The sequence below is a fragment of the Paracoccus tegillarcae genome (assembly GCF_002847305.1).
GTDB lineage: Bacteria > Pseudomonadota > Alphaproteobacteria > Rhodobacterales > Rhodobacteraceae > Paracoccus > Paracoccus tegillarcae.
Genome location: NZ_CP025408.1, coordinates 2,916,609 through 2,934,767 on the forward strand (window position 1 = coordinate 2,916,609; position 18,159 = coordinate 2,934,767).

Here is an 18,159-nt window from a genome sequence, read left to right on the forward strand (position 1 = left end):
GGTGGTAAATGAGCCCGCGACATGCCGCTGATATCGCCAATTCATGCCTGCCAGCGGATTGACCCGGTGCCCGCCTACGTCCATGAACACACCAAGATCGAATCTTGGCCTATCCGATTGCAGGCAAAGGGGAACACGCGATGAACGGCGTTCTGACAGCCAGTGGCAAGGTGATCGAACCACTACGAGAATCGATGATGATGGACGACAAGGCACGTGCGCTCAGCCGTGTCGGCGTTGTCGATGTGGGTTCGAACTCGATCCGTCTGGTTGTGTTCGAAGGGGCTGCGCGCAGCCCGGCCTATTTCTTCAATGAAAAGGTCATGGCTGGTCTGGGTCAGAAAATGGCCGAAACCGGCCGCCTGAACCCGCAAGGGGTCGAGCGCGGTTTCGAGGCGCTTCGCCGCTTTGCGGTGCTGGCCGAGGGGATGAAGGTCAAGCCGCTGAGCTGTGTGGCCACGGCCGCCGTGCGCGACGCCGAAGACGGCCCGGAATTTCGCAAGCGCGTGGAAAAGGAACTGGGCCTTAAACTGCTGGTCGTCGATGGCGAGGAAGAGGCGCGGCTGTCGGCCCAGGGTGTGCTGTTGGGTTGGCCCGAGGCCAGCGGTCTGGTCTGCGATATCGGCGGCAACTCGATGGAGTTGGCGGTCCTCAAGGATGGCAAGGTCGGAAAATGCGCCACCTCGCAACTGGGCCCCTTTCGGTTGCAGCAGGTTGCGGGCGGCAAGGCCGGGCTGCGTGACTATATCAAGAAGACGATGCAAGAACTGGCCGAAGAGGTCGGCACCGATCACCAGTGCATCTATCTGGTCGGCGGCAGTTGGCGCGCCATCGCCCGGCTGGATATCGAGCGTGTGGGCTATCCGATGACGGTCTTGCATGAATACCGGATGCGCCCGCAGGCCGTGGGGCAGACGGTGAAATGGATCCTGGAAAACGACCCCGAAGAACTGCGCAAGAGCGTCGGCATCGGCAGCGCCCGGATGGAATTGGTGCCCCTGGCCAGTCAGGTGCTGCGCGAACTGGTGGCAACCTTCAAACCCAGGGAACTGGCGGTCAGCAGCTACGGTATCCGCGAGGGGCTGCTGTACGAGCATATGTCAAAGGCCCTGCGCAAGCGCGATCCGTTGATCGAGGGCGCGCGTTTTACCGAACGCCAGATGGCGCGGATGCCTGGTTTTGGCAAAAAGCTGTATAAATTCCTGCAGCCCTTGTTCGAAAACGCCAAACCCGATCGTGACCGGCTGATCCGCGCAGCCTGCATGTTGCATGACACGACCTGGCGCACCCATCCCGACTACCGCGCCGAAGCCTGTTTCGACAATGTGACGCGCGCCAATATGGCAGCGCTCTCGCATCCCGAACGTGTCTTTCTGGGCCTGTCCTTGCTGCACCGATACAAGAACAGCCGTGAAGATTCCCCGATGGAGCCGATCTTCGCCTTGCTCAATGATCGCCAAAAGCAGGATGCCGAGGTGCTGGGCAAGGCGATGCGCTTCGGCGCCATGTTCTCGGTCAAGGACCCCTCCAAGGCGGGCAGCCTCAAGCTGTATCCCAAGAAGAAGAAGCTTGAGTTGCACCTGACCAAGATCGGACAGGCGATGTTCGGAGAGGTCGCGCTGTCGCGGTTTGAATCGTTGTGCAAGGCGATGGAAGTCGAGCCGGTCGTGGTAGGATAGGGACGAGGCCCGCGATTGGTGGATGTCGCTTCCGCGGGACCTTGCGGGCTTTCGCTGCAGATTCGCCAATTTCCGGTTCGGCGAACCGTTCAACAAATGGTCGGTTTTGGAATGGCTGTGCGGATGCGACGGATGGCAGATTCGGGGCCATGAAAATGATCCACACGCCTTGCTGCATCATACTATAAGGCGCCTGAACCAGTCTAATTGCAGGAGGACAGTGCCATGGCTGTTACCAGGATAGTTGCAAACCTTTCCGCGCCAGACCCGCTCGCGCTCGCGCAATTTTACCAAGAGGTTTTCGATATGGACTTGCCGCTGGATATGGGATGGATCTCGTTCTTAGCGAACAATTCGACACAGAAGATTGAGTTGCATACTGCCTCCGAAGGAGGCTCAGGCACGGAGTTGCCAGTGATCTCAATCGGTGTTGATGATCTTGATGCCACTGAAGCGGCAGTCCGCGCAGCCCGAGCAGAAATTGTCTATGGCCCGATCAAAGAAGATTGGGGCCTTCGAAGGTTCTACTTCCGCGACCCGGCAGGCAATCTTGTCAACGTTGTTGACAGCTAACCGCACAACGACAGGCCTTCATTGGGGTGGCCCTAAGGGCACCGATCCGCGCGATAAGCAAACTTTCGACGTCGGGCCCGAACGGCAATTTTTTCTCGCATAGCGAACCTTGGGGATTCACATATCCACCTTTTTGGCACGTCTTGAGAGGCGACGGTTCTTCACTGCCACAAACCCCGCTCAAAACCCCGGCAGTTGTTGCAGGGTTTTGCTTCACTGTTGATTGCAGCCATTCGAACACATTGCGGCATCGGTCACTCTGGGCTCTAAGCCGACCCCGACTATTTGAAAGAAGTCAGATCAAGCGGCGCTTGCCTCTGACAAGACTATACCTGCCAGTGCAGAAAATTCGTTATAATCCGCAGGCCCACCGCCTGCGATTTTTCGGGGTGGAACTGGGTGCCGACGATATTGTCGCGGCCCACAACCGCCGTGATCGGTCCACCGTAATCCGCATGGGCCAGACGGTGTTTGGGATCTTTCACCTGAAACTGCCAGCTATGGACGAAATAGGCGTGATCGCCGGTGGCCACGCCTTCCAGCACCGGGTGCGGATTGTCGATGAGAAGATCGTTCCAGCCCATATGTGGCACTTTCAGGTCCGGGGCGTCGATGGCCACGACCTCGCCGCCGATCCAGCCCAGCCCCTCGGTGGGGCGGTATTCATGTCCCAGATCGGCCAGCATCTGCATGCCGACGCAGATGCCCATGAAGGGCACGCCGCGGTTCAAGACCGCCTCGCGCAGGGCATCCGCCATGCCGTCCACTTCGCCCAGGGCGGCGCGGCAGGCGGGGAAGGCGCCGTCGCCGGGCAGCACGATGCGGTCGGCGCGGGCGGCAACATCGGGGTCCGAGGTCACGGTGATCTCGGCCCCGACCTCGCGGCCCATCAGCTGAAACGCCTTTTCCGCCGAATGCAGGTTGCCGCTGTCGTAATCAATCAGCGCAACCTTCATAGCGCGCCCTTGGTCGAAGGCAGCACACCGGCCATGCGCGGATCGGGCTCGACCGCCTCGCGCAGGGCGCGGGCGACGGCTTTGAAGGCGGCCTCGGCGATGTGGTGCGAATTGATCCCGTGGATGCGATCAACATGCAGGGTAATGCCACCATGCGTGGAAAGCGCCTGAAAGAATTCGCGCACCAGTTCGGTGTCGAATGTGCCGATCTTGGCCGTCGGGAAATCGACATTCCACACCAGAAAGGGACGTGCCGACAGGTCCAGCGCGGCGCGCACCAGCGTATCGTCCATTGCCAGCAAAAAGCTGCCATAGCGCCGGATGCCACGCTTGTCGCCCAGAGCCTGCGTCAGCGCCTGACCGATGGCAATGCCGGTATCCTCGACGGTGTGGTGATCGTCGATGTGCAGATCGCCCGTCGCGCGAACGGTCAGATCTATCAGCGAGTGGCGCGACAACTGGTCCAGCATATGGTCGAAAAAGCCGACGCCGGTCCGGTTGTCATAGGTCCCGGTGCCGTCCAGATTGACGGTAACCTCGATCTGGGTTTCGGCGGTGTCGCGGGTGATGGTGGCTGTGCGCATCGGCTGATCCTTCATCTTACGCGGCGCTTATAGGCCGTGCGGGCCGGTCAGCCAAGATGCACTTGTCCCTCGGGATAGCGGACCCGCGATGCAACCCGCGTGGCCAGGAAAACCCCCAGAGTCAGCGGGCCGACCCGGCCCAGAAACATCATCACCATGATCGCGATGCGGCCGAAATCGGACAACTCGCTCGTATAGCCGCGCGACAGGCCGGTGGTGCCGAAGGCGCTGGCGACCTCGAAGGCGATATCGAGGAAATGCCCGTCATGCGTGGCGGTCAGAATGAACGTGGCGGTAAAGGTCAGCATCGCGGCGATGGCCATCAGGGCCATGACTTTCATCACCTCTTCCAACCCGACCGATCGGCCAAAGGCCCAGACATGGGTGCGGCGTCGAAAAAAGGCGATGGTGGCCAGCACCATGACCACGACGGTTGTCACCTTTATCCCGCCAGCAGTCGATGTCGGGCCACCGCCGATGATCATCAGCGCCATATACAACAGTGACGTGGAATCGTGCAGCCCCCCGATATCGGTGCTGTTAAAGCCTGCCGTGCGCGGTGTGACCCCCTGAAACCAGGCTACCGCCATGCGTGCGGCGGCGCTGTCATATTGCCCAAGCGTGCGCGGATTGTTCCATTCGAGCAGTGCTGTCAGCCCGACGCCCAGCACGATCAGCACCGCGGTTCCCACCAGCATCAACCGTGTGTGCAGCGTATAGCCGCGCCAGAAGGGGCGGCCTGCAATGTCGGACACCACGAGGTAGCCGATGCCCCCGGTGATGAACAGCGCCGGGATCACGATATTGACGATCGGGTCAGTGGCATAGCGCACGAGCCCGGTCGAAAAGGTCGAGAAACCGGCATTGTTGAAGGCCGAAACCGAATGAAAGATCGCGTGCCAGATGCCCTGATGGAACCCGTATATTGGCACAAAGGTCAAAGCCAGCAGCATCGCGCCGGCCACTTCAGCCAGCAAGACAACGCGAAAGATTGTCCGGACCAGCCGGGTCAGGCTGTCATAAGAGGTCTGGCGCAGATCCTCGCGCAGGTATTGATGATGGGTGACACCCATTGGCACGCCAAGCGCCACAAAGATCAGCACTGCAAAGGTCATCAGCCCCAGGCCACCCAGCTGGATCAGCAGCATGACGATCAGCTGGCCCCAGAAGCTCAGCGTCAGTTCCGTGTCCAGCACCGCCAGCCCGGTCACCGTCACCGCCGAGGTCGAGGTGAACAGCGCGTCCATCGCCGTGATCGGACGGGTGGTGGCAAAGGGCATCGACAGACCAACTGCGCCCAGCAGGATCAGTGCCAGATACAGCGTGGCCAGCACCGCCGTCGGTGGTGTCCGGTTCAGCCAGCGCCGAAAACCGCGACGGGTTGGGCGGGGCAGTTGGATCACAACCGATCGCCAAAGGCCGTCAGTTCGGATCGCTTGCCCAGCAACAACAACCGGTCGCCTTCCTTCAGGCGCAGCTGCTGATCGTCGGTTGGCAGGAATTCGGTCCCGCGCATCAATCCGAGCAGGCGAATGTCCTGCCCTTTGCTCAGATCGGCCAGCGCCGAGCCGTCGTGACGTCGGGGGATCAGCAGGTTCACCACGCTGAACCCGTTCCCGAGTGCGACATAATCCTGAACCGCCGGATTGTTGAGCATTTGCGCGGTGTGACGACCCATTTCCAGCGCAGGCAGGATCACGCGGTCGACCCCGATCTTGGACAGGATACGATGCTGAGTCCGGTTTTCGGCTTTGGCCCAGACCGTGCCCAGACCGATCAGCCGCAGGTTCATCGAGGCAAGGATACTGCCTTCCAGGTCATTGCCGATGGACACCAGGGCGACATCGTAATTGCCGGCGCCGGCCTCGCGTAGCGCGCCTTCATCGGTTGCGTCCAGAATGACGGCATTGGGCAGGGTCTCGGCCAGCATGGCGACACGCTTTGGGTCCTTGTCGATGCCCAGCACCCGATTGCCGAAACGCGCCAGTTCGGTTGCGATCACGCCTCCAAAGCTACCCAGTCCGACGACGACGAAACTGCGATTTCTGCGACTCATTTCGTGGCTCCGGTCCTGGCGGCGGCGATAGTGGGTAGCTCGGAGATCGGGGTCAAGGCGCTTCCGCCGTTACAGCGGCGCTGGCTGATTCGGTCGTTTTGTGGCTGAATACTGTCGCGGACCCTATAGTGCCGGGCGACCGGGTGGCCATTCTGAACAAGATGTGACAGCTTGGCCGTCCTTGGCGGAAAACCGCTGATCGGCCGCGATGAGACGACCGAAATGACAAACAAAATAAGGAAAGGGACGGAATGAAAGACCCAACCGATCCACGCAAGGGCCTCAAGGGGCGCCCTGAAGACCGCGAGGCGCAGCGCCGCGTTCTCAAGGGCGAAGCCGAGATCGTGGAAACCGATGACGAAGCCATCCCCTCACCCGAAGGCGTGACCGAGGTCATCGATACCGATTATGAAATCGGTCAAGACAATATCTCCAGCGATGGCAAGGTTCCCTTCGACATTCACAACCCTGTCTTTGTGATCTCGGCGACGGCCATCTTGATCTTTACCGTGGTCACGATGCTGTTTGCCAGCGCGCTGGAACCGTATTTCACGGGCATGCGCGATGCGCTAACGGGCGGGCTGGACTGGTTCTTCCTGATCGCAGGCAATATCTTCGTGCTGGTCTGTGTTGTGCTGATCCTGTCGCCTTATGGCAGTGTCCGACTGGGTGGCCCAGATGCCACGCCTGACTTTACCATGACCGGCTGGTTCGCGATGTTGTTCGCGGCAGGCATGGGCATCGGCCTGATGTTCTATGGCGTCAGCGAGCCGATCAGCCATTTCGATACGTCACTGGCCGGACCGGTCGTCGAAAACGGCGTTCGTACCGACTGGGCACCCTTGCAGGGCGCACCGGGGGATGAACTGGGGGCACGCCGTCTGGGCATGGCCGCGACCATCTTCCACTGGGGTCTGCACCCTTGGGCGATCTATGCCGTTGTCGCGCTGGCGCTGGCATTGTTCAGCTATAACAAGGGTCTGCCGCTGACCATGCGGTCGATCTTTTATCCGATCTTCGGCGAACGCGTCTGGGGCTGGACCGGCCACTGCATCGACATTCTTGCTGTGTTTGCAACGATCTTCGGTCTTGCAACCTCGCTTGGCTTTGGCGCCGAGCAGGCGACCGCAGGCCTGAGCTACCTGTTCGGCATCCCGAATACGACACTGACCAAGATCATCCTGATCATCGCGATCACGGGTGTGGCGATGCTGTCGGTTGTTCTGGGCGTCGAAAAAGGTGTGAAACGCCTGTCCGAGATCAACATGGGTCTGGCCCTGTTGCTGCTGTTGTTCGTCATTGCTGTCGGCCCGACCGCCGACATCATCAGCGGGTTCTTCGGCAATCTGGGCGCCTATGCCAAAGAGCTGATCCCGCTGTCGAACCCATTCGGGCGTGACGACGACAACTTCCGTCAGGGCTGGACCGCGTTCTACTGGGCGTGGTGGATCAGCTGGTCACCGTTCGTGGGCATGTTCATCGCGCGGGTTTCGCGCGGGCGGACTGTGCGTGAACTGCTGGTCGCTGTGCTGGTCGTGCCGTCGATCGTCTGCGTGTTGTGGATGACCGCGATGGGTGGCACCGCGATCTCGCTGACCCTGGGCGGCTTTACCGGCATCTCTGACGCGGCGCTTGAACTGAAGCTGTTCCAGATGCTGTCGCAACTGCCGCTGGCAAGCATCACCAGCTTTGTCGGTATCATCCTGGTGATCGTGTTCTTCGTGACCTCGTCGGATTCCGGTTCGCTGGTCATCGACACGATCGCTGCAGGCGGCAAGATCAACGCGCCCGTTCCGCAGCGCGTGTTCTGGTGCACCTTTGAAGGGCTGGTCGCGATTGCGCTGATGCTGGGTGGCGGCCTTGGGGCGCTGCAGGCGATGGCGGTTTCGACGGGCTTCCCGTTCACCATCGTGCTGCTTGGCGCGGTCTGGGCGATCTTCAAGGGATTGCATGCTGAAAGGCGCGAAACCGCCTGATCAGAGGCTGTTTGGAAAAAAGGACGGGCGGGTAACTCCGCCCGTCCTTGTTTTATGAAGCGGGGAATGTCAAAAAGTCTGTTAAAGCTAAGCTCGCGAATGCCGTAAGGACTGAAGTGATGAGTGATATAAAGGCCAGTGAGCGCCGGCTGGCGGCTGCGCTTGACCGTATCGACTATCTTCTGGAAACCGCCGCTGCTCCGAAACGGGGCGATCTGGGTCAGGGGACTGCAGCAGATAGCGCGCCGCCGCAGGCTGACGCTGCGCTGCAGGCCCAGATGGCCGAAGTGTTGGCCGATAATCAGCGCCTGCATTCCGCGCTGGAGGCGATGCGACCGCAATTGCAATCGACACATGACGCCGGCGACGACGGCGAGAGTTACCGGGTGGCGGAACTGGGCGATCAGGCCGCGCGCCTGTCATCGGCAAACGAGGAATTGGTGTCCGCCAATCGCGGACTGATCGAGGCCCTTGCCGGCACGAATGATGGCGTCGAGGCCGTGGCTGTTGCTTTGGAGGCCGAAATAGAGGGGCTGCGCGCCGCCCGCGCTGCCGAGATTTCGCAGTTTGCCGATCTCATGGCCGAATTGCAGCGAATGCTGACCGAATCCGCCGCAGCAGATGCGCCCTTCGCCGCAGATGTTGCGGTGGCCGAGGTTGAAAGCCGCGATGCCGATATCGTCAGTTTCGGCGATGAAGGCGGCGTGCCAGAGCAGTCGCGCGAGCGCGAAACGACTTTTGATGCCGTCTATGGCGACGAACCCGACGATCCGGGCGCCGATCTGGACGATGCAGAGAATGGGGGCCGGTAAATGGCGGAAGTTGATTTCACGATCGGACACAAGGAATACCGCCTTGCCAGTCAACCGGGCGAAGAGCGCCTGCTAAAGCGCGCCGCGGCGCTGCTGGACACAGAGGCGCAGCAGATCCTGGAACAGGCCGGGCGGATGCCCGAGCCGCGCTTGCTGCTGCTGGCGGGCCTGATGCTGGCCGATAAGTTCAACACCCTGGAAGATCGCGCCGACAAGGCCGAAAAGCAGTTGCAACGGCTGCAATCCAACCCGGCCAAGGTCGAGGTCCCGGTGATCCCCGAGGACCTGAAAGAGGCGATGGCCGAACTCGCCGCCCGCGCCGAATCGCTGTCCGAGCAGCTTGAAGAACGGATGGGCGACTGACGCGCCAAATCGCCGCTTTCATCCGCTGCGGCGATCCTCTATTCCCTCATGCGGCGAATTTCGGACCGGAAGGGGGCATTTCATGGCCAATGTGGTGGTTGTCGGCGCGCAGTGGGGCGACGAGGGCAAAGGCAAGATCGTCGACTGGCTGTCAGAGCGGGCCGATGTGATCGCGCGCTTTCAGGGCGGCCATAATGCCGGCCACACGCTGGTCATCGGCGGCGAGGTCTACAAGCTGAACGCGCTGCCCTCGGGCGTTGTGCGTGGCGGCAAGCTGTCGGTGATCGGCAATGGCGTCGTGCTGGACCCGTGGCACCTGGTCAAGGAAATCGCGTCGATCCGAGAGCAGGGCGTCGAAATCACGCCCGAGACGCTGATGGTGGCGGAAAACACACCGCTGATCATGCCCTTCCACGGCGAACTTGATCGCGCGCGCGAGGCACAAAACAGCGTCGCCCGCATTGGCACCACCGGTCGCGGCATCGGCCCTTGCTACGAGGATAAAGTTGGTCGCCGCGTCGTTCGCGTGGCTGATCTGGCGGATGAGGAAACCCTGCAACTGCGTGTGGATCGCGCGCTGGTTCACCACAATGCGCTGCGTTCGGGCCTTGGGATGGAGCCCATCGACCGCGAGGCCGTACTGAACAGCCTGCGCGAGATCGCGCCCGAGATCCTGAAATACGCAGCCCCCGTGTGGAAGGTAATGAACGAAGCCCGCCGTGCCGGCAAACGCATCCTGTTCGAGGGCGCGCAGGGCAGCCTGCTGGACATTGATTTCGGCACCTATCCCTATGTCACCTCGTCGACGGTCATTGCCGGGCAGGCGGCGGCTGGTACCGGCATGGGGCCGGGCTCGATCGATTTCGTGCTGGGCATTGTCAAGGCCTACACCACCCGCGTCGGCGAAGGTCCGTTTCCGACCGAGTTGGACGACGAAGACGGCCAGCGTTTGGGCGAAAGGGGCCGCGAATTCGGCACCGTCACCGGGCGCAAGCGCCGCTGTGGCTGGTTCGATGCGGTTCTGGTGCGTCAGACCTGCGCGATTTCCGGGGTGAACGGCATCGCGCTGACCAAGCTGGACGTGTTGGACGGGTTCGAAACGCTAAAGATCTGCGTCGGCTATGAAATCGACGGCGAGCGTTTCGATTATCTGCCCACCGCCGCCGCATTGCAGGCCAAGGTGACGCCGATCTACGAAGAAATGAAAGGCTGGAGCGAATCCACCGCTGGCGCGCGCAGCTGGGCCGATTTGCCGGGCGAGGCGATCAAATATGTGCGCCGGATCGAAGAACTGATCCAGTGCCCCGTCGCCATGCTGTCCACCAGCCCGGAACGCGACGACACGATCCTTGTGACAGACCCGTTCGAGGATTGATCCGATGCGCGTCCTGCTGATCGACGGCCATCCCGATAGCGACCGGCTGTCTGCGCATCTGATGGACAGCTATCAGAAGGCACTGCCCGCCGATGCACAGATCACGCGCCTGGCTTTGCGCGATCTGGATTTCAACGCCGATCTGTCGCGCGGTTACGCGGACATGCCCGATCTGGAACCCGATCTGGCGGCGGCGCTGGACCACATCGAGGCTTGCGATCATCTGGTGCTGGCCTTTCCGCTGTGGTGGGGCGCCGAGCCGGGGCGAATGAAGGGCTTTTGGGACCGCATCCTGCTGCCGCGCCGCGCCTTTCGCTATCACCAGAAGGATCTGTTCTGGGACCGGCTGCTCAAGGGCCGTTCGGCCGATGTGATCGTCACGATGGACACGCCGCCGCCCTATCTGCGGTTGGTCTATTTCGACCCGATCGGTTGGCGTTATCGTCGGCAGGTGCTGGGCTTTGTGGGCTTCAAGCCGATCCGAATGGCCTATTTCGGCATGGTGCGCCGGGGTGGGGCCGAAAAGAACCTGCCCAAATGGCGCAACAAACTGCAGCGCCTGGCCAAGACGGCCAGCGGCCTGCGGCGCGGAGAGAAACTGTAATGGATCTGAAAACCCGCAAACGTCTGTCGATCCTGGTGCTTTTGATCGGGCTGCCGGGCTATATCATCATAGCCTGGATGCTGTTGGGCTGGTTGTCTGATACATATGGCCGGCTGAGTTGGTGGACAGAGCTGTTGGTGGTCATCGGGCTGGGCGTCATCTGGATCCTGCCGCTAAAGCGCCTCTTCAGCGGCGTTGGCAAGGATTAGGGGTGGCTGCGGCGGTTGTCTCTTCGGCGGGCGGTGTCACGCTGATTGGTGGCGGGGCGGTCACGCCCGAGGATATGTCGCAGGCATTGGCGGTCGCACCGGTGCTGGTCGCCGCTGATGGTGGGGCGGATGCCGCGCTGAAACTGGGGCAACGCCCGACAGCTGTTATCGGCGATTTCGATTCGTTGTCGCAGGAGGCGCGGGCGATTTTGCCGCCCGAAACCCTGCATCACGTCGCCGAACAGGACAGCACCGATTTTCAGAAATGTCTGTCGCGCATCGACGCGCCATTCGTGATCGCCATCGGCTTTTCCGGTCTCAGGCTGGATCATACGCTGGCTGCGCTGAACGTGATGACGCGATTTCCGGCACGACGCGTGATCCTGATCGCTGCCGAGGACATCATCTTTCTATGCCCGCCCAGGTTGTGTCTGGACCTACCCCCCGGTTCAAGGTTATCATTGTTTCCAATGGGTTCCTCGCGCGGAACCAGTCAGGGTCTGGAATGGCCCATTGACGGGTTGGAATTTGCACCGGATGGCCGCAGCGGCACCTCGAACCGCGTGACCGGACCGGTGCAGCTGACGATGCAGGGTCGAATGCTTGTACTCTTGCCGCGCGACATGCTGGGTGCCGCCCTTGCGACGCCTTTAGAACGGTAAACACGGGCCAATCAGGCGTTCCGACTGCGCGGGCGCATAGTTTCAACGAGAGGACACCCGGCCGTTTCATCCAAATCAACTGTTAAAGGTGAGATGAAGATGACTGATCAGCGACCAGAAGATGCGACAACGGTTCCGGACAACAAACGACATCGCAAAGACGCCGTCTCCGCCTGGGTGCGGTTTGTGGCTGCCTTGCTGTTCATTGCGGGCATCCCACTGCTGCTGGGCGGTGTTTACCTGATCACCCTGGGTGGATCATGGTACTATGCGCTCGCCGGAGCGGGCATTTCCTATGCCGCCTGGCATATCTGGAAAGGCCGGATGTGGGGCGTCCATGTCTATCTGGGCGTCTTTCTACTGACAGCCCTCTGGGCATTTTACGAAGCGGGCCTGACCTATTGGCCACTGGTGCCCCGGCTGATCGCGCCGCTTTTCCTGGCCGGTCTGGCGATGCTGATCGTGCCCAAATTGTCGGCGGCTGAACGTCCGGGCAAGGCGCGCGGCTATGTCTGGGGCGGTGTTGCCGCACTGGCAGGTTTCGTCGTGTGGCTGGTCTCGATGTTCTTCCCGCATGATATCATCAGAAATCCGGTCGCCGTGACGGCAGGGCAGGCCGCGCCGACGACAGTTGAGGCCGGCGACAACTGGTACGCTTATGGCCGCACCGGCAGCGGCACACGCTTTGCGCCCGACACGCAGATCACCGCCGATAATATTGACCAGTTGGATGTTGCCTGGACCGCCCAAACCGGCTTTGTCGCCGATCAGGCAAAGAGCGAACAGGACCAGACGGTGCCGCTTTATGTCGATGGCACGGTCTATCACTGTGGCCCGGTGGGGCAGATCACTGCGCTGGACGGTGTGTCGGGCCAGATCAAATGGCAGTTCGATCCGCAGGCCGCATCCACCGACTGGAAGCGCTGCCGATCCATCGGCTATTTCGATCCCGGCCCCGGCGATGCCTGCGGTCCGCGTATTGTCGAGACCACGGTCGATTCGCGGCTGATCTCGGTCCGGGCCGAGGATGGCCAGCCGTGCGAAACCTTTGGCGAGGGTGGAACCGTCGATCTGTGGACGGGCATGGGTGAGACCGATGCCGAATATCTGACCAGTTCCAGCGGGCCTTTGGTGGCGGGCGACAAGATCATCGTGGCCGCGCGTGTGACAGACAACGTCACGGTGGGCGAGCCATCGGGTGTGATCCGCGCCTACGATGCGTTGACCGGCGATCTGGCCTGGGTCTGGGATCTGGGCAATCCCGACTTGAAGGGGCTGCCACCGACGGGCGAAAGCTATACCCCCGGCACGCCCAATGTCTGGTCGCTGATGGCCTATGATCTGGAACTGGGCATGGTTTATCTGCCGCTTGGCAATGCCACGCCCGATATCTGGGGCGGCGGCCGGCGCGATTTTGACGATGCCTATAGCTCCGCCGTCGTGGCGCTGGACCTCGAGACCGGGGACGAGGTGTGGAAGTTCCAGACCGTGCGCCACGACCTGTGGGATTACGACCTCCCCGCGCAGCCTGTTCTGGCCGATATTCCCGATGGCAATGGCGGCGTCGTTCCGGGGCTGATCCAGACCACCAAACGGTCGCAGATCTTTGTACTGGACCGGCGGAATGGTGCGCCGATCAAGGCAGTTGTGGATCGCCCCGCGCCGCCATCGGATGGCACGATCGAGGGGGAATATTACGCCGAAACACAGCCCTATTCGGTTGAAATGGCGGCCATCGGCACCGAGCCGCTGGAAGGGCGCAAGATGTGGGGCGCCACCCCCATCGACCAGATGCTGTGCCGCATCATGTTCCAGAAATACCGCTATGAGGGCGAGTTCACCACGCCATCGACCGAATGGTCGCTTGTCTATCCAGGCGCCATGGGTGGGATGAATTTCGGCAGCACCGCCGTCGATGAAACGCGCAACATTATGGTTGCCGCCGAAATGACCATGCCACTGGTGCAGCGCCTTGTTCCGCGCGCCGAGGTGACGCCGGACATGCAATATACCGGCGAAAGCGGTCCCTATGCCCCGATGGATGGCACGCCCTACGGGATGGAGCGCAGCAACTTTACCTCGCCGCTTGGTATTCCCTGCCTCGAACCCAGCTGGGGCGCCATCGTCGGTGTCGATCTGGCCACGGGTCGGCAGATCTGGGAGCATCCTGCGGGCACCGCCAGGGATCTTGCCTTTGGCGACGTCACGCCGGGGCTGGGCTTTTACGTCGGCCTGCCGCCGCTTGGCGGGGCGATGATCACCGGCGGCGGTATTGCCTGGTATGCCGGCACACAGGATTTCGTCTTGCGCGGCTTTGACGTCGAGACCGGCGACTTGCTGTGGGAAGGCGATCTGCCGACCGGATCACAGGGCACCCCGATGAGCTATGTCGGACCCGATGGACGGCAATATATCGTTATCTCGGCCGGCGGCGCGCGGTATAATTTCTCTAATATGGGCGATTACATCGTTGCCTTTGCCTTGCCCGGCTGACCGGCGGCTGGCAGCGCACAGATTAGTGACGGGCGGCTGTGGTTGCCCGTCATTTGCGTTTGGCGTATCTGCAAGGGCGAAACCCGGAGGTCCAGATGACCCACAATCCGATCCGTCCCTGGCGCAATATCGAACGTCGCAAATCGCGGCAGATCATGGTTGGCAATGTGCCGGTCGGCGGCGATGCTCCGATCTCTGTGCAAACCATGACCAATACCGATGGCCATGACGTGCGCGCGACGCTGGCGCAGGTGATCGCAGCCGCCGATGCCGGCGCCGATATCGTCCGCATCAGTGCGCCTGATGTGGAGACGACGAAGGCACTGAAGGAAATCTGCCGCGAAAGCCCGGTGCCGATCGTGGCCGATATCCATTTCCACTATAAACGCGCGATCGAGGCCGCCGAGGCCGGTGCCGCCTGCCTGCGCATCAATCCCGGCAATATCGGCGATGCCACCCGCGTGCGCGAGGTCATCAAGGCCGCCCGCGATCACGGCTGTTCGATGCGGATCGGCGTCAATGCCGGCTCGCTGGAAAAGCACCTGCTGGAAAAATACGGCGAGCCTTGCCCCGACGCGATGGTCGAAAGCGGTCTGGATCACATCAAGCTGCTGGAAGATAACGACTTCCACGAATTCAAGATCAGCGTAAAGGCCAGCGACGTGTTTCTGGCCGCCGCAGCATATCAGCAATTGGCCGAGGCCACAGACGCGCCCATCCATCTTGGTATCACAGAGGCCGGCGGCTTTGTCGGCGGCACGGTGAAATCGGCTGTCGGGCTGGGCAATCTGCTGTGGTCGGGCATTGGCGATACGATCCGGGTGTCGCTGTCGGCGGACCCGGTGCAAGAGGTCAAGGTCGGCTTTGAAATCCTGAAGACGCTTGGCCTGCGCACGCGCGGCGTGCAGATCATTTCCTGCCCGTCCTGCGCGCGACAGGGCTTTGACGTCATCAAGACCGTCGAGGCGCTGGAAATGCGGCTGGAACATATCAAGACGCCGATGTCGCTGTCGATTATCGGCTGCGTCGTGAACGGGCCGGGCGAGGCGCTGATGACCGATATCGGCTTTACCGGCGGTGGCGCGGGCAGCGGGATGGTTTATCTGGCGGGCAAGCAGGACCACAAGCTGAGCAACGATCAGATGGTCGATCACATCGTCGAACTGGTCGAGGAACGCGCGGCCCGGATCGAGGCAGAGGCGACGAAAGCCGCCGAATAGCCCGACCGTCAGGCCCGCCTGTCAGCTATGTTCTTCGGCGGCAGCTTCGGCCAAGGCCTGATTCAACGCACGCAGGGCGTCGACATGATAGACGATCCCGATGATCTCGGGGTCGGGGGCTGCCTCACTGTCATCAACTGGTTCCTCTGACGGGCGGATCACCGGAAGGAACGCGGCCCCGATGCGCTCGAACTCGGCCAGCGCCTGATCGAGCCGCATCCCCTCATCCAGCGCGTTGCCCTTGATCGCCAGATTGCGGACCAGATCGGATGACGGCCCCTCATCCTCTGTCACCGGCCGCATGACCGTCGAGATACGCATTTTCTGGGGCAACCAGACCTGCGGGCCCTCAGCCACATGCACATCGCGGTTTTCCAACTGTGTCAGGAAGAACGACCGATGGACCAGCCGCGAGGCCAGCGCAGAAGACAGCGACACCGCCGTCATCACGGCGATCCCCGTTTGCCAGTCGCCGGTCATCTCGAACACGATCAGCGCGGTCGAGATCGGCGCGCCCAGCACCGCCGCCGCCACAGCACCCATTCCGGCCAGCGCATAGAGGTTCTCCGAGCCGGAAAGCTCGGGCAGAAAACCCGTGGCCATGATCCCAAAGGCCAGCCCGGTCAGCGCCCCCATGACCAGCGAGGGCGAAAAGATCCCGCCGCCCATGCGCCCGCCAAGCGTGATCGCCACCGCGACGGCCTTGACCATGGCGATGATGATCGCCTCGCCAAAGCCAATGCGACCGGTCAGCGCCGCCGAGGTCGTCTCGTAGCCGACGCCGATGATTTCAGGGAAGGGAATGGCGATCAGGCCCAGAAACCCGCCCGCAATGGTCGGCAACAGCCAGCGCGGCCAGCCGGTGCGGGCCAGGACATAGCGGCCCAGATCATCGGCGCTGAAAACAGCCTTCATCAGGGCCGCGGCGACCAGCGCGCAAAGCAGCCCCAACAGCATGAAAGCCGGCAATTCGACATAAAATCCCAGATCATTTCCGTGCGGCAGCGAGAATTCGGCAACATTTCCGAATTCCAGACGGTTTATGACGGTGCCCGCGACGGCGGCGATGGCGATGGGGGCAAAGGCGTGGATGGCGAAATGGCGCAGCACGACCTCATGGGCGAAAAGCGCGCCGGCAATCGGTGCGTTAAAGCTGGCAGCAACAGCGCCCGCCACCGCGCAGCCCAGCAGGTCGCGCCCGGTCATCGGGCTGGCCTTGATCCGTTCGGCAACCATGGTCGAGATCACGGCGGCCAGATGCACCACCGGACCCTCGCGGCCCGAACTGCCGCCGCTGCCCAATGTGATCAGCGATGCGGCAGCCGAGGCAAGGCCGGCCTTTGTCTCGACGCGTCCGCCATCCAGCGCCGCGCCTTCGATCACGTCCGAGACCGTGCGGCAGCGCCCGTCAGGGGTAAAGCGGTGAAGGATCTGGCCCACGACAAAGCCGCCGATGATCGGCACGGTCAGCACCCAATACCACGGCAGATGAAAGGCCGTGCTGGCCATGGTCAGATCGTCAGCACCATAGATTGCCCGCTGCAATGCACCGATGCCCAACCGAAAACCCAGTGCCGCGAAGCCGGCACAGATCCCGATCATCAGCGCCATGAACCAGAACTGCAACTGACTGGGGCCGCGATCGCGCATGACCTGCATCGCATGGGTGCAGCGCCCCGTCGTGTAGCGCCACCCTCTTTTGATCCAGCTTTGTTGCTCTGAACTCATGCCGCCATCCCTTCGACAGGGCCAGCGAATCACAAATGCCGCGTCGGGTCCAGCATCCTTGGCAGGCTGGCGCGCAGCTTTGTCATCCCGCCCGGCCGCCAGCCCAGCCGTGCCAGCCCGCTGCAATCGGGCAGACGCAGGGTTGTCGCGTCCGCGCGTGGGGGCAGGGGGTGGGCGCAGCCGGTCAGCTGTGCCACCTCGGCCAGCAGGTCACGCCGGTCCAGCACAAGATCACTGACGTTCAGCGTGGCGGGCGCATCCTCGCGCAGTGCCAGCAGCGCGGCGGCGGCAAGATCCTCGCCGTGAACCTCGGTCGCGATGCGCGCTGCAATCGGATGACCCGCCAGATAATCGCCGAACAGGTCGCGCCACTTGTTCCCGCGCCCCGGCCCATAGATGCCGGTCGCGCGCAGCGAGGTGCTGGCGATGGGCAGATCTGCCAGCGCGGCCTCTGCCAGCGCCTTGACCTCGCCGTAAAGCGTGGTTGGGCTGGGTGACAGATCATCGAACAGTGCGGTGCCCGCTGGCTGGCCGTCATGAACGGCGCGCGACGACAGGAACACGACGCGGCTTACCCCCGCGCCGACCGCCGCATCGAACAGGCGCAGCGTGCCGTTCAGATTGAGCCGCCGAAAACGCGCATGATCATCGCCTTCGCCGCCACGATAGCGACCTGGGGCATGCGCAAACGCTGCATGTATCAGTGCGTCATGGCCTGTCAGATCGGGCCTGTCGCCTAGTCGATAGTCGGGCAACGGATTCAGGTGATGCCCGGCCTCGCGGACGGCATGGGCGATAAACCCTCCGACAATGCCGGTAGCGCCGGTCAGGGCGATCCTCACGGTTGGATCGCGTGGCAGTGCAATCGG

17 protein-coding genes are annotated in these 18,159 nt (G+C 62.0%); 11 read left to right on the forward strand and 6 right to left on the reverse strand.

All coding sequences use genetic code 11. The annotated features are described in order from the left end of the window. Positions 1–140 precede the first annotated feature (140 nt). Positions 141–1,679: a Ppx/GppA family phosphatase gene (locus tag CUV01_RS14145; protein ID WP_101461037.1), complete on the forward strand. Its 1,539-nt coding sequence runs from the start codon at positions 141–143 to the stop codon at positions 1,677–1,679. Positions 1,680–1,904: 225 nt separating this feature from the next. Then, positions 1,905–2,252, forward strand: coding sequence for a VOC family protein (locus CUV01_RS14150; protein ID WP_101461038.1), 348 nt, complete (start codon positions 1,905–1,907; stop codon positions 2,250–2,252). Positions 2,253–2,578: 326 nt separating this feature from the next. Here CUV01_RS14150 and hisH read toward each other — a convergent pair whose 3' ends face one another. The 4 genes from hisH to CUV01_RS14170 are packed head-to-tail and all read right to left on the reverse strand — an operon-like array spanning position 2,579 to position 5,848. Continuing rightward, the gene (hisH, locus tag CUV01_RS14155; RefSeq protein ID WP_101461039.1) at positions 2,579–3,208 is read right to left on the reverse strand and encodes an imidazole glycerol phosphate synthase subunit HisH; all 630 of its coding nucleotides are present in this window, start codon (positions 3,206–3,208) and stop codon (positions 2,579–2,581) included. Next, a complete protein-coding gene (gene hisB / locus CUV01_RS14160; protein WP_101462113.1) occupies positions 3,205–3,792 on the reverse strand; it encodes an imidazoleglycerol-phosphate dehydratase HisB in 588 nt (195 codons plus the stop codon). The genes hisH and hisB overlap by 4 nt, the downstream gene beginning before the upstream one ends. A 47-nt stretch (positions 3,793–3,839) precedes the next feature. Continuing rightward, on the reverse strand, positions 3,840–5,186 hold the full coding sequence (locus CUV01_RS14165) for a TrkH family potassium uptake protein (RefSeq protein WP_422385880.1): 1,347 nt from the start codon (positions 5,184–5,186) through the stop codon (positions 3,840–3,842). Positions 5,187–5,191: 5 nt separating this feature from the next. Further along, entirely contained in the window at positions 5,192–5,848 is a 657-nt protein-coding gene (locus CUV01_RS14170) for a potassium channel family protein (RefSeq protein WP_101461040.1), read from the reverse strand. Positions 5,849–6,099: 251 nt separating this feature from the next. On the opposite strand from CUV01_RS14170, the gene CUV01_RS14175 reads away from it, so the two are divergent. From CUV01_RS14175 to ispG, 9 genes are all read left to right on the forward strand, one after another. Then, positions 6,100–7,824, forward strand: coding sequence for a BCCT family transporter (locus CUV01_RS14175; protein ID WP_101461041.1), 1,725 nt, complete (start codon positions 6,100–6,102; stop codon positions 7,822–7,824). A gap of 119 nt (positions 7,825–7,943) precedes the next feature. After that, complete coding sequence (locus tag CUV01_RS14180; protein ID WP_101461042.1) at positions 7,944–8,636, forward strand: hypothetical protein; 693 nt, start codon at positions 7,944–7,946, stop codon at positions 8,634–8,636. Then, the gene (locus tag CUV01_RS14185) at positions 8,637–8,999 is read left to right on the forward strand and encodes a cell division protein ZapA (protein WP_101461043.1); all 363 of its coding nucleotides are present in this window, start codon (positions 8,637–8,639) and stop codon (positions 8,997–8,999) included. An 82-nt stretch (positions 9,000–9,081) separates the two neighbouring features. Next, positions 9,082–10,374, forward strand: a complete 1,293-nt coding sequence (locus CUV01_RS14190; RefSeq protein ID WP_101461044.1) for an adenylosuccinate synthase — start codon at positions 9,082–9,084, stop codon at positions 10,372–10,374. Between the two features lie 4 nt (positions 10,375–10,378). Next, the gene (locus CUV01_RS14195; protein ID WP_101461045.1) at positions 10,379–10,978 is read left to right on the forward strand and encodes an NAD(P)H-dependent oxidoreductase; all 600 of its coding nucleotides are present in this window, start codon (positions 10,379–10,381) and stop codon (positions 10,976–10,978) included. Then, entirely contained in the window at positions 10,978–11,187 is a 210-nt protein-coding gene (locus CUV01_RS14200; protein WP_101461046.1) for a DUF2842 domain-containing protein, read from the forward strand. Before CUV01_RS14195 ends, CUV01_RS14200 begins: the two co-directional genes overlap by 1 nt. 2 nt (positions 11,188–11,189) lie before the next feature. Then, positions 11,190–11,849 (forward strand): thiamine diphosphokinase, encoded by a 660-nt coding sequence (locus tag CUV01_RS14205; RefSeq protein WP_232962263.1) that lies wholly within the window; start codon positions 11,190–11,192, stop codon positions 11,847–11,849. Positions 11,850–11,948: 99 nt separating this feature from the next. Beyond that, complete coding sequence (locus CUV01_RS14210; protein ID WP_157994869.1) at positions 11,949–14,342, forward strand: membrane-bound PQQ-dependent dehydrogenase, glucose/quinate/shikimate family; 2,394 nt, start codon at positions 11,949–11,951, stop codon at positions 14,340–14,342. Between the two features lie 95 nt (positions 14,343–14,437). After that, positions 14,438–15,562: a flavodoxin-dependent (E)-4-hydroxy-3-methylbut-2-enyl-diphosphate synthase gene (ispG, locus tag CUV01_RS14215; protein WP_101461048.1), complete on the forward strand. Its 1,125-nt coding sequence runs from the start codon at positions 14,438–14,440 to the stop codon at positions 15,560–15,562. A 21-nt stretch (positions 15,563–15,583) separates the two neighbouring features. On the opposite strand, the gene CUV01_RS14220 is transcribed toward ispG, so the two are convergent. Together CUV01_RS14220 and CUV01_RS14225 are read right to left on the reverse strand one after the other, a co-directional pair. After that, positions 15,584–17,290, reverse strand: a complete 1,707-nt coding sequence (locus CUV01_RS14220) for a chloride channel protein (protein ID WP_101461049.1) — start codon at positions 17,288–17,290, stop codon at positions 15,584–15,586. Positions 17,291–17,319: 29 nt separating this feature from the next. Beyond that, positions 17,320–18,132: an NAD-dependent epimerase/dehydratase family protein gene (locus CUV01_RS14225; RefSeq protein ID WP_101461050.1), complete on the reverse strand. Its 813-nt coding sequence runs from the start codon at positions 18,130–18,132 to the stop codon at positions 17,320–17,322. Positions 18,133–18,159 lie beyond the last annotated feature (27 nt).

Excerpts from the sequence above, each read along its gene's own strand:
- CUV01_RS14145 (WP_101461037.1), top strand. The coding sequence starts at position 141 with ATGAACGGCGTTCTGACAGCCAGTGGCAAGGTGATCGAACCACTACGA.
- CUV01_RS14150 (WP_101461038.1), top strand. The coding sequence starts at position 1,905 with ATGGCTGTTACCAGGATAGTTGCAAACCTTTCCGCGCCAGACCCGCTC.
- hisH (WP_101461039.1), bottom strand. The coding sequence starts at position 3,208 with ATGAAGGTTGCGCTGATTGATTACGACAGCGGCAACCTGCATTCGGCG.
- hisB (WP_101462113.1), bottom strand. The coding sequence starts at position 3,792 with ATGCGCACAGCCACCATCACCCGCGACACCGCCGAAACCCAGATCGAG.
- CUV01_RS14170 (WP_101461040.1), bottom strand. The coding sequence starts at position 5,848 with ATGAGTCGCAGAAATCGCAGTTTCGTCGTCGTCGGACTGGGTAGCTTT.
- CUV01_RS14175 (WP_101461041.1), top strand. The coding sequence starts at position 6,100 with ATGAAAGACCCAACCGATCCACGCAAGGGCCTCAAGGGGCGCCCTGAA.
- CUV01_RS14180 (WP_101461042.1), top strand. The coding sequence starts at position 7,944 with ATGAGTGATATAAAGGCCAGTGAGCGCCGGCTGGCGGCTGCGCTTGAC.
- CUV01_RS14185 (WP_101461043.1), top strand. The coding sequence starts at position 8,637 with ATGGCGGAAGTTGATTTCACGATCGGACACAAGGAATACCGCCTTGCC.
- CUV01_RS14190 (WP_101461044.1), top strand. The coding sequence starts at position 9,082 with ATGGCCAATGTGGTGGTTGTCGGCGCGCAGTGGGGCGACGAGGGCAAA.
- CUV01_RS14195 (WP_101461045.1), top strand. The coding sequence starts at position 10,379 with ATGCGCGTCCTGCTGATCGACGGCCATCCCGATAGCGACCGGCTGTCT.
- CUV01_RS14200 (WP_101461046.1), top strand. The coding sequence starts at position 10,978 with ATGGATCTGAAAACCCGCAAACGTCTGTCGATCCTGGTGCTTTTGATC.
- CUV01_RS14210 (WP_157994869.1), top strand. The coding sequence starts at position 11,949 with ATGACTGATCAGCGACCAGAAGATGCGACAACGGTTCCGGACAACAAA.
- ispG (WP_101461048.1), top strand. The coding sequence starts at position 14,438 with ATGACCCACAATCCGATCCGTCCCTGGCGCAATATCGAACGTCGCAAA.
- CUV01_RS14220 (WP_101461049.1), bottom strand. The coding sequence starts at position 17,290 with ATGAGTTCAGAGCAACAAAGCTGGATCAAAAGAGGGTGGCGCTACACG.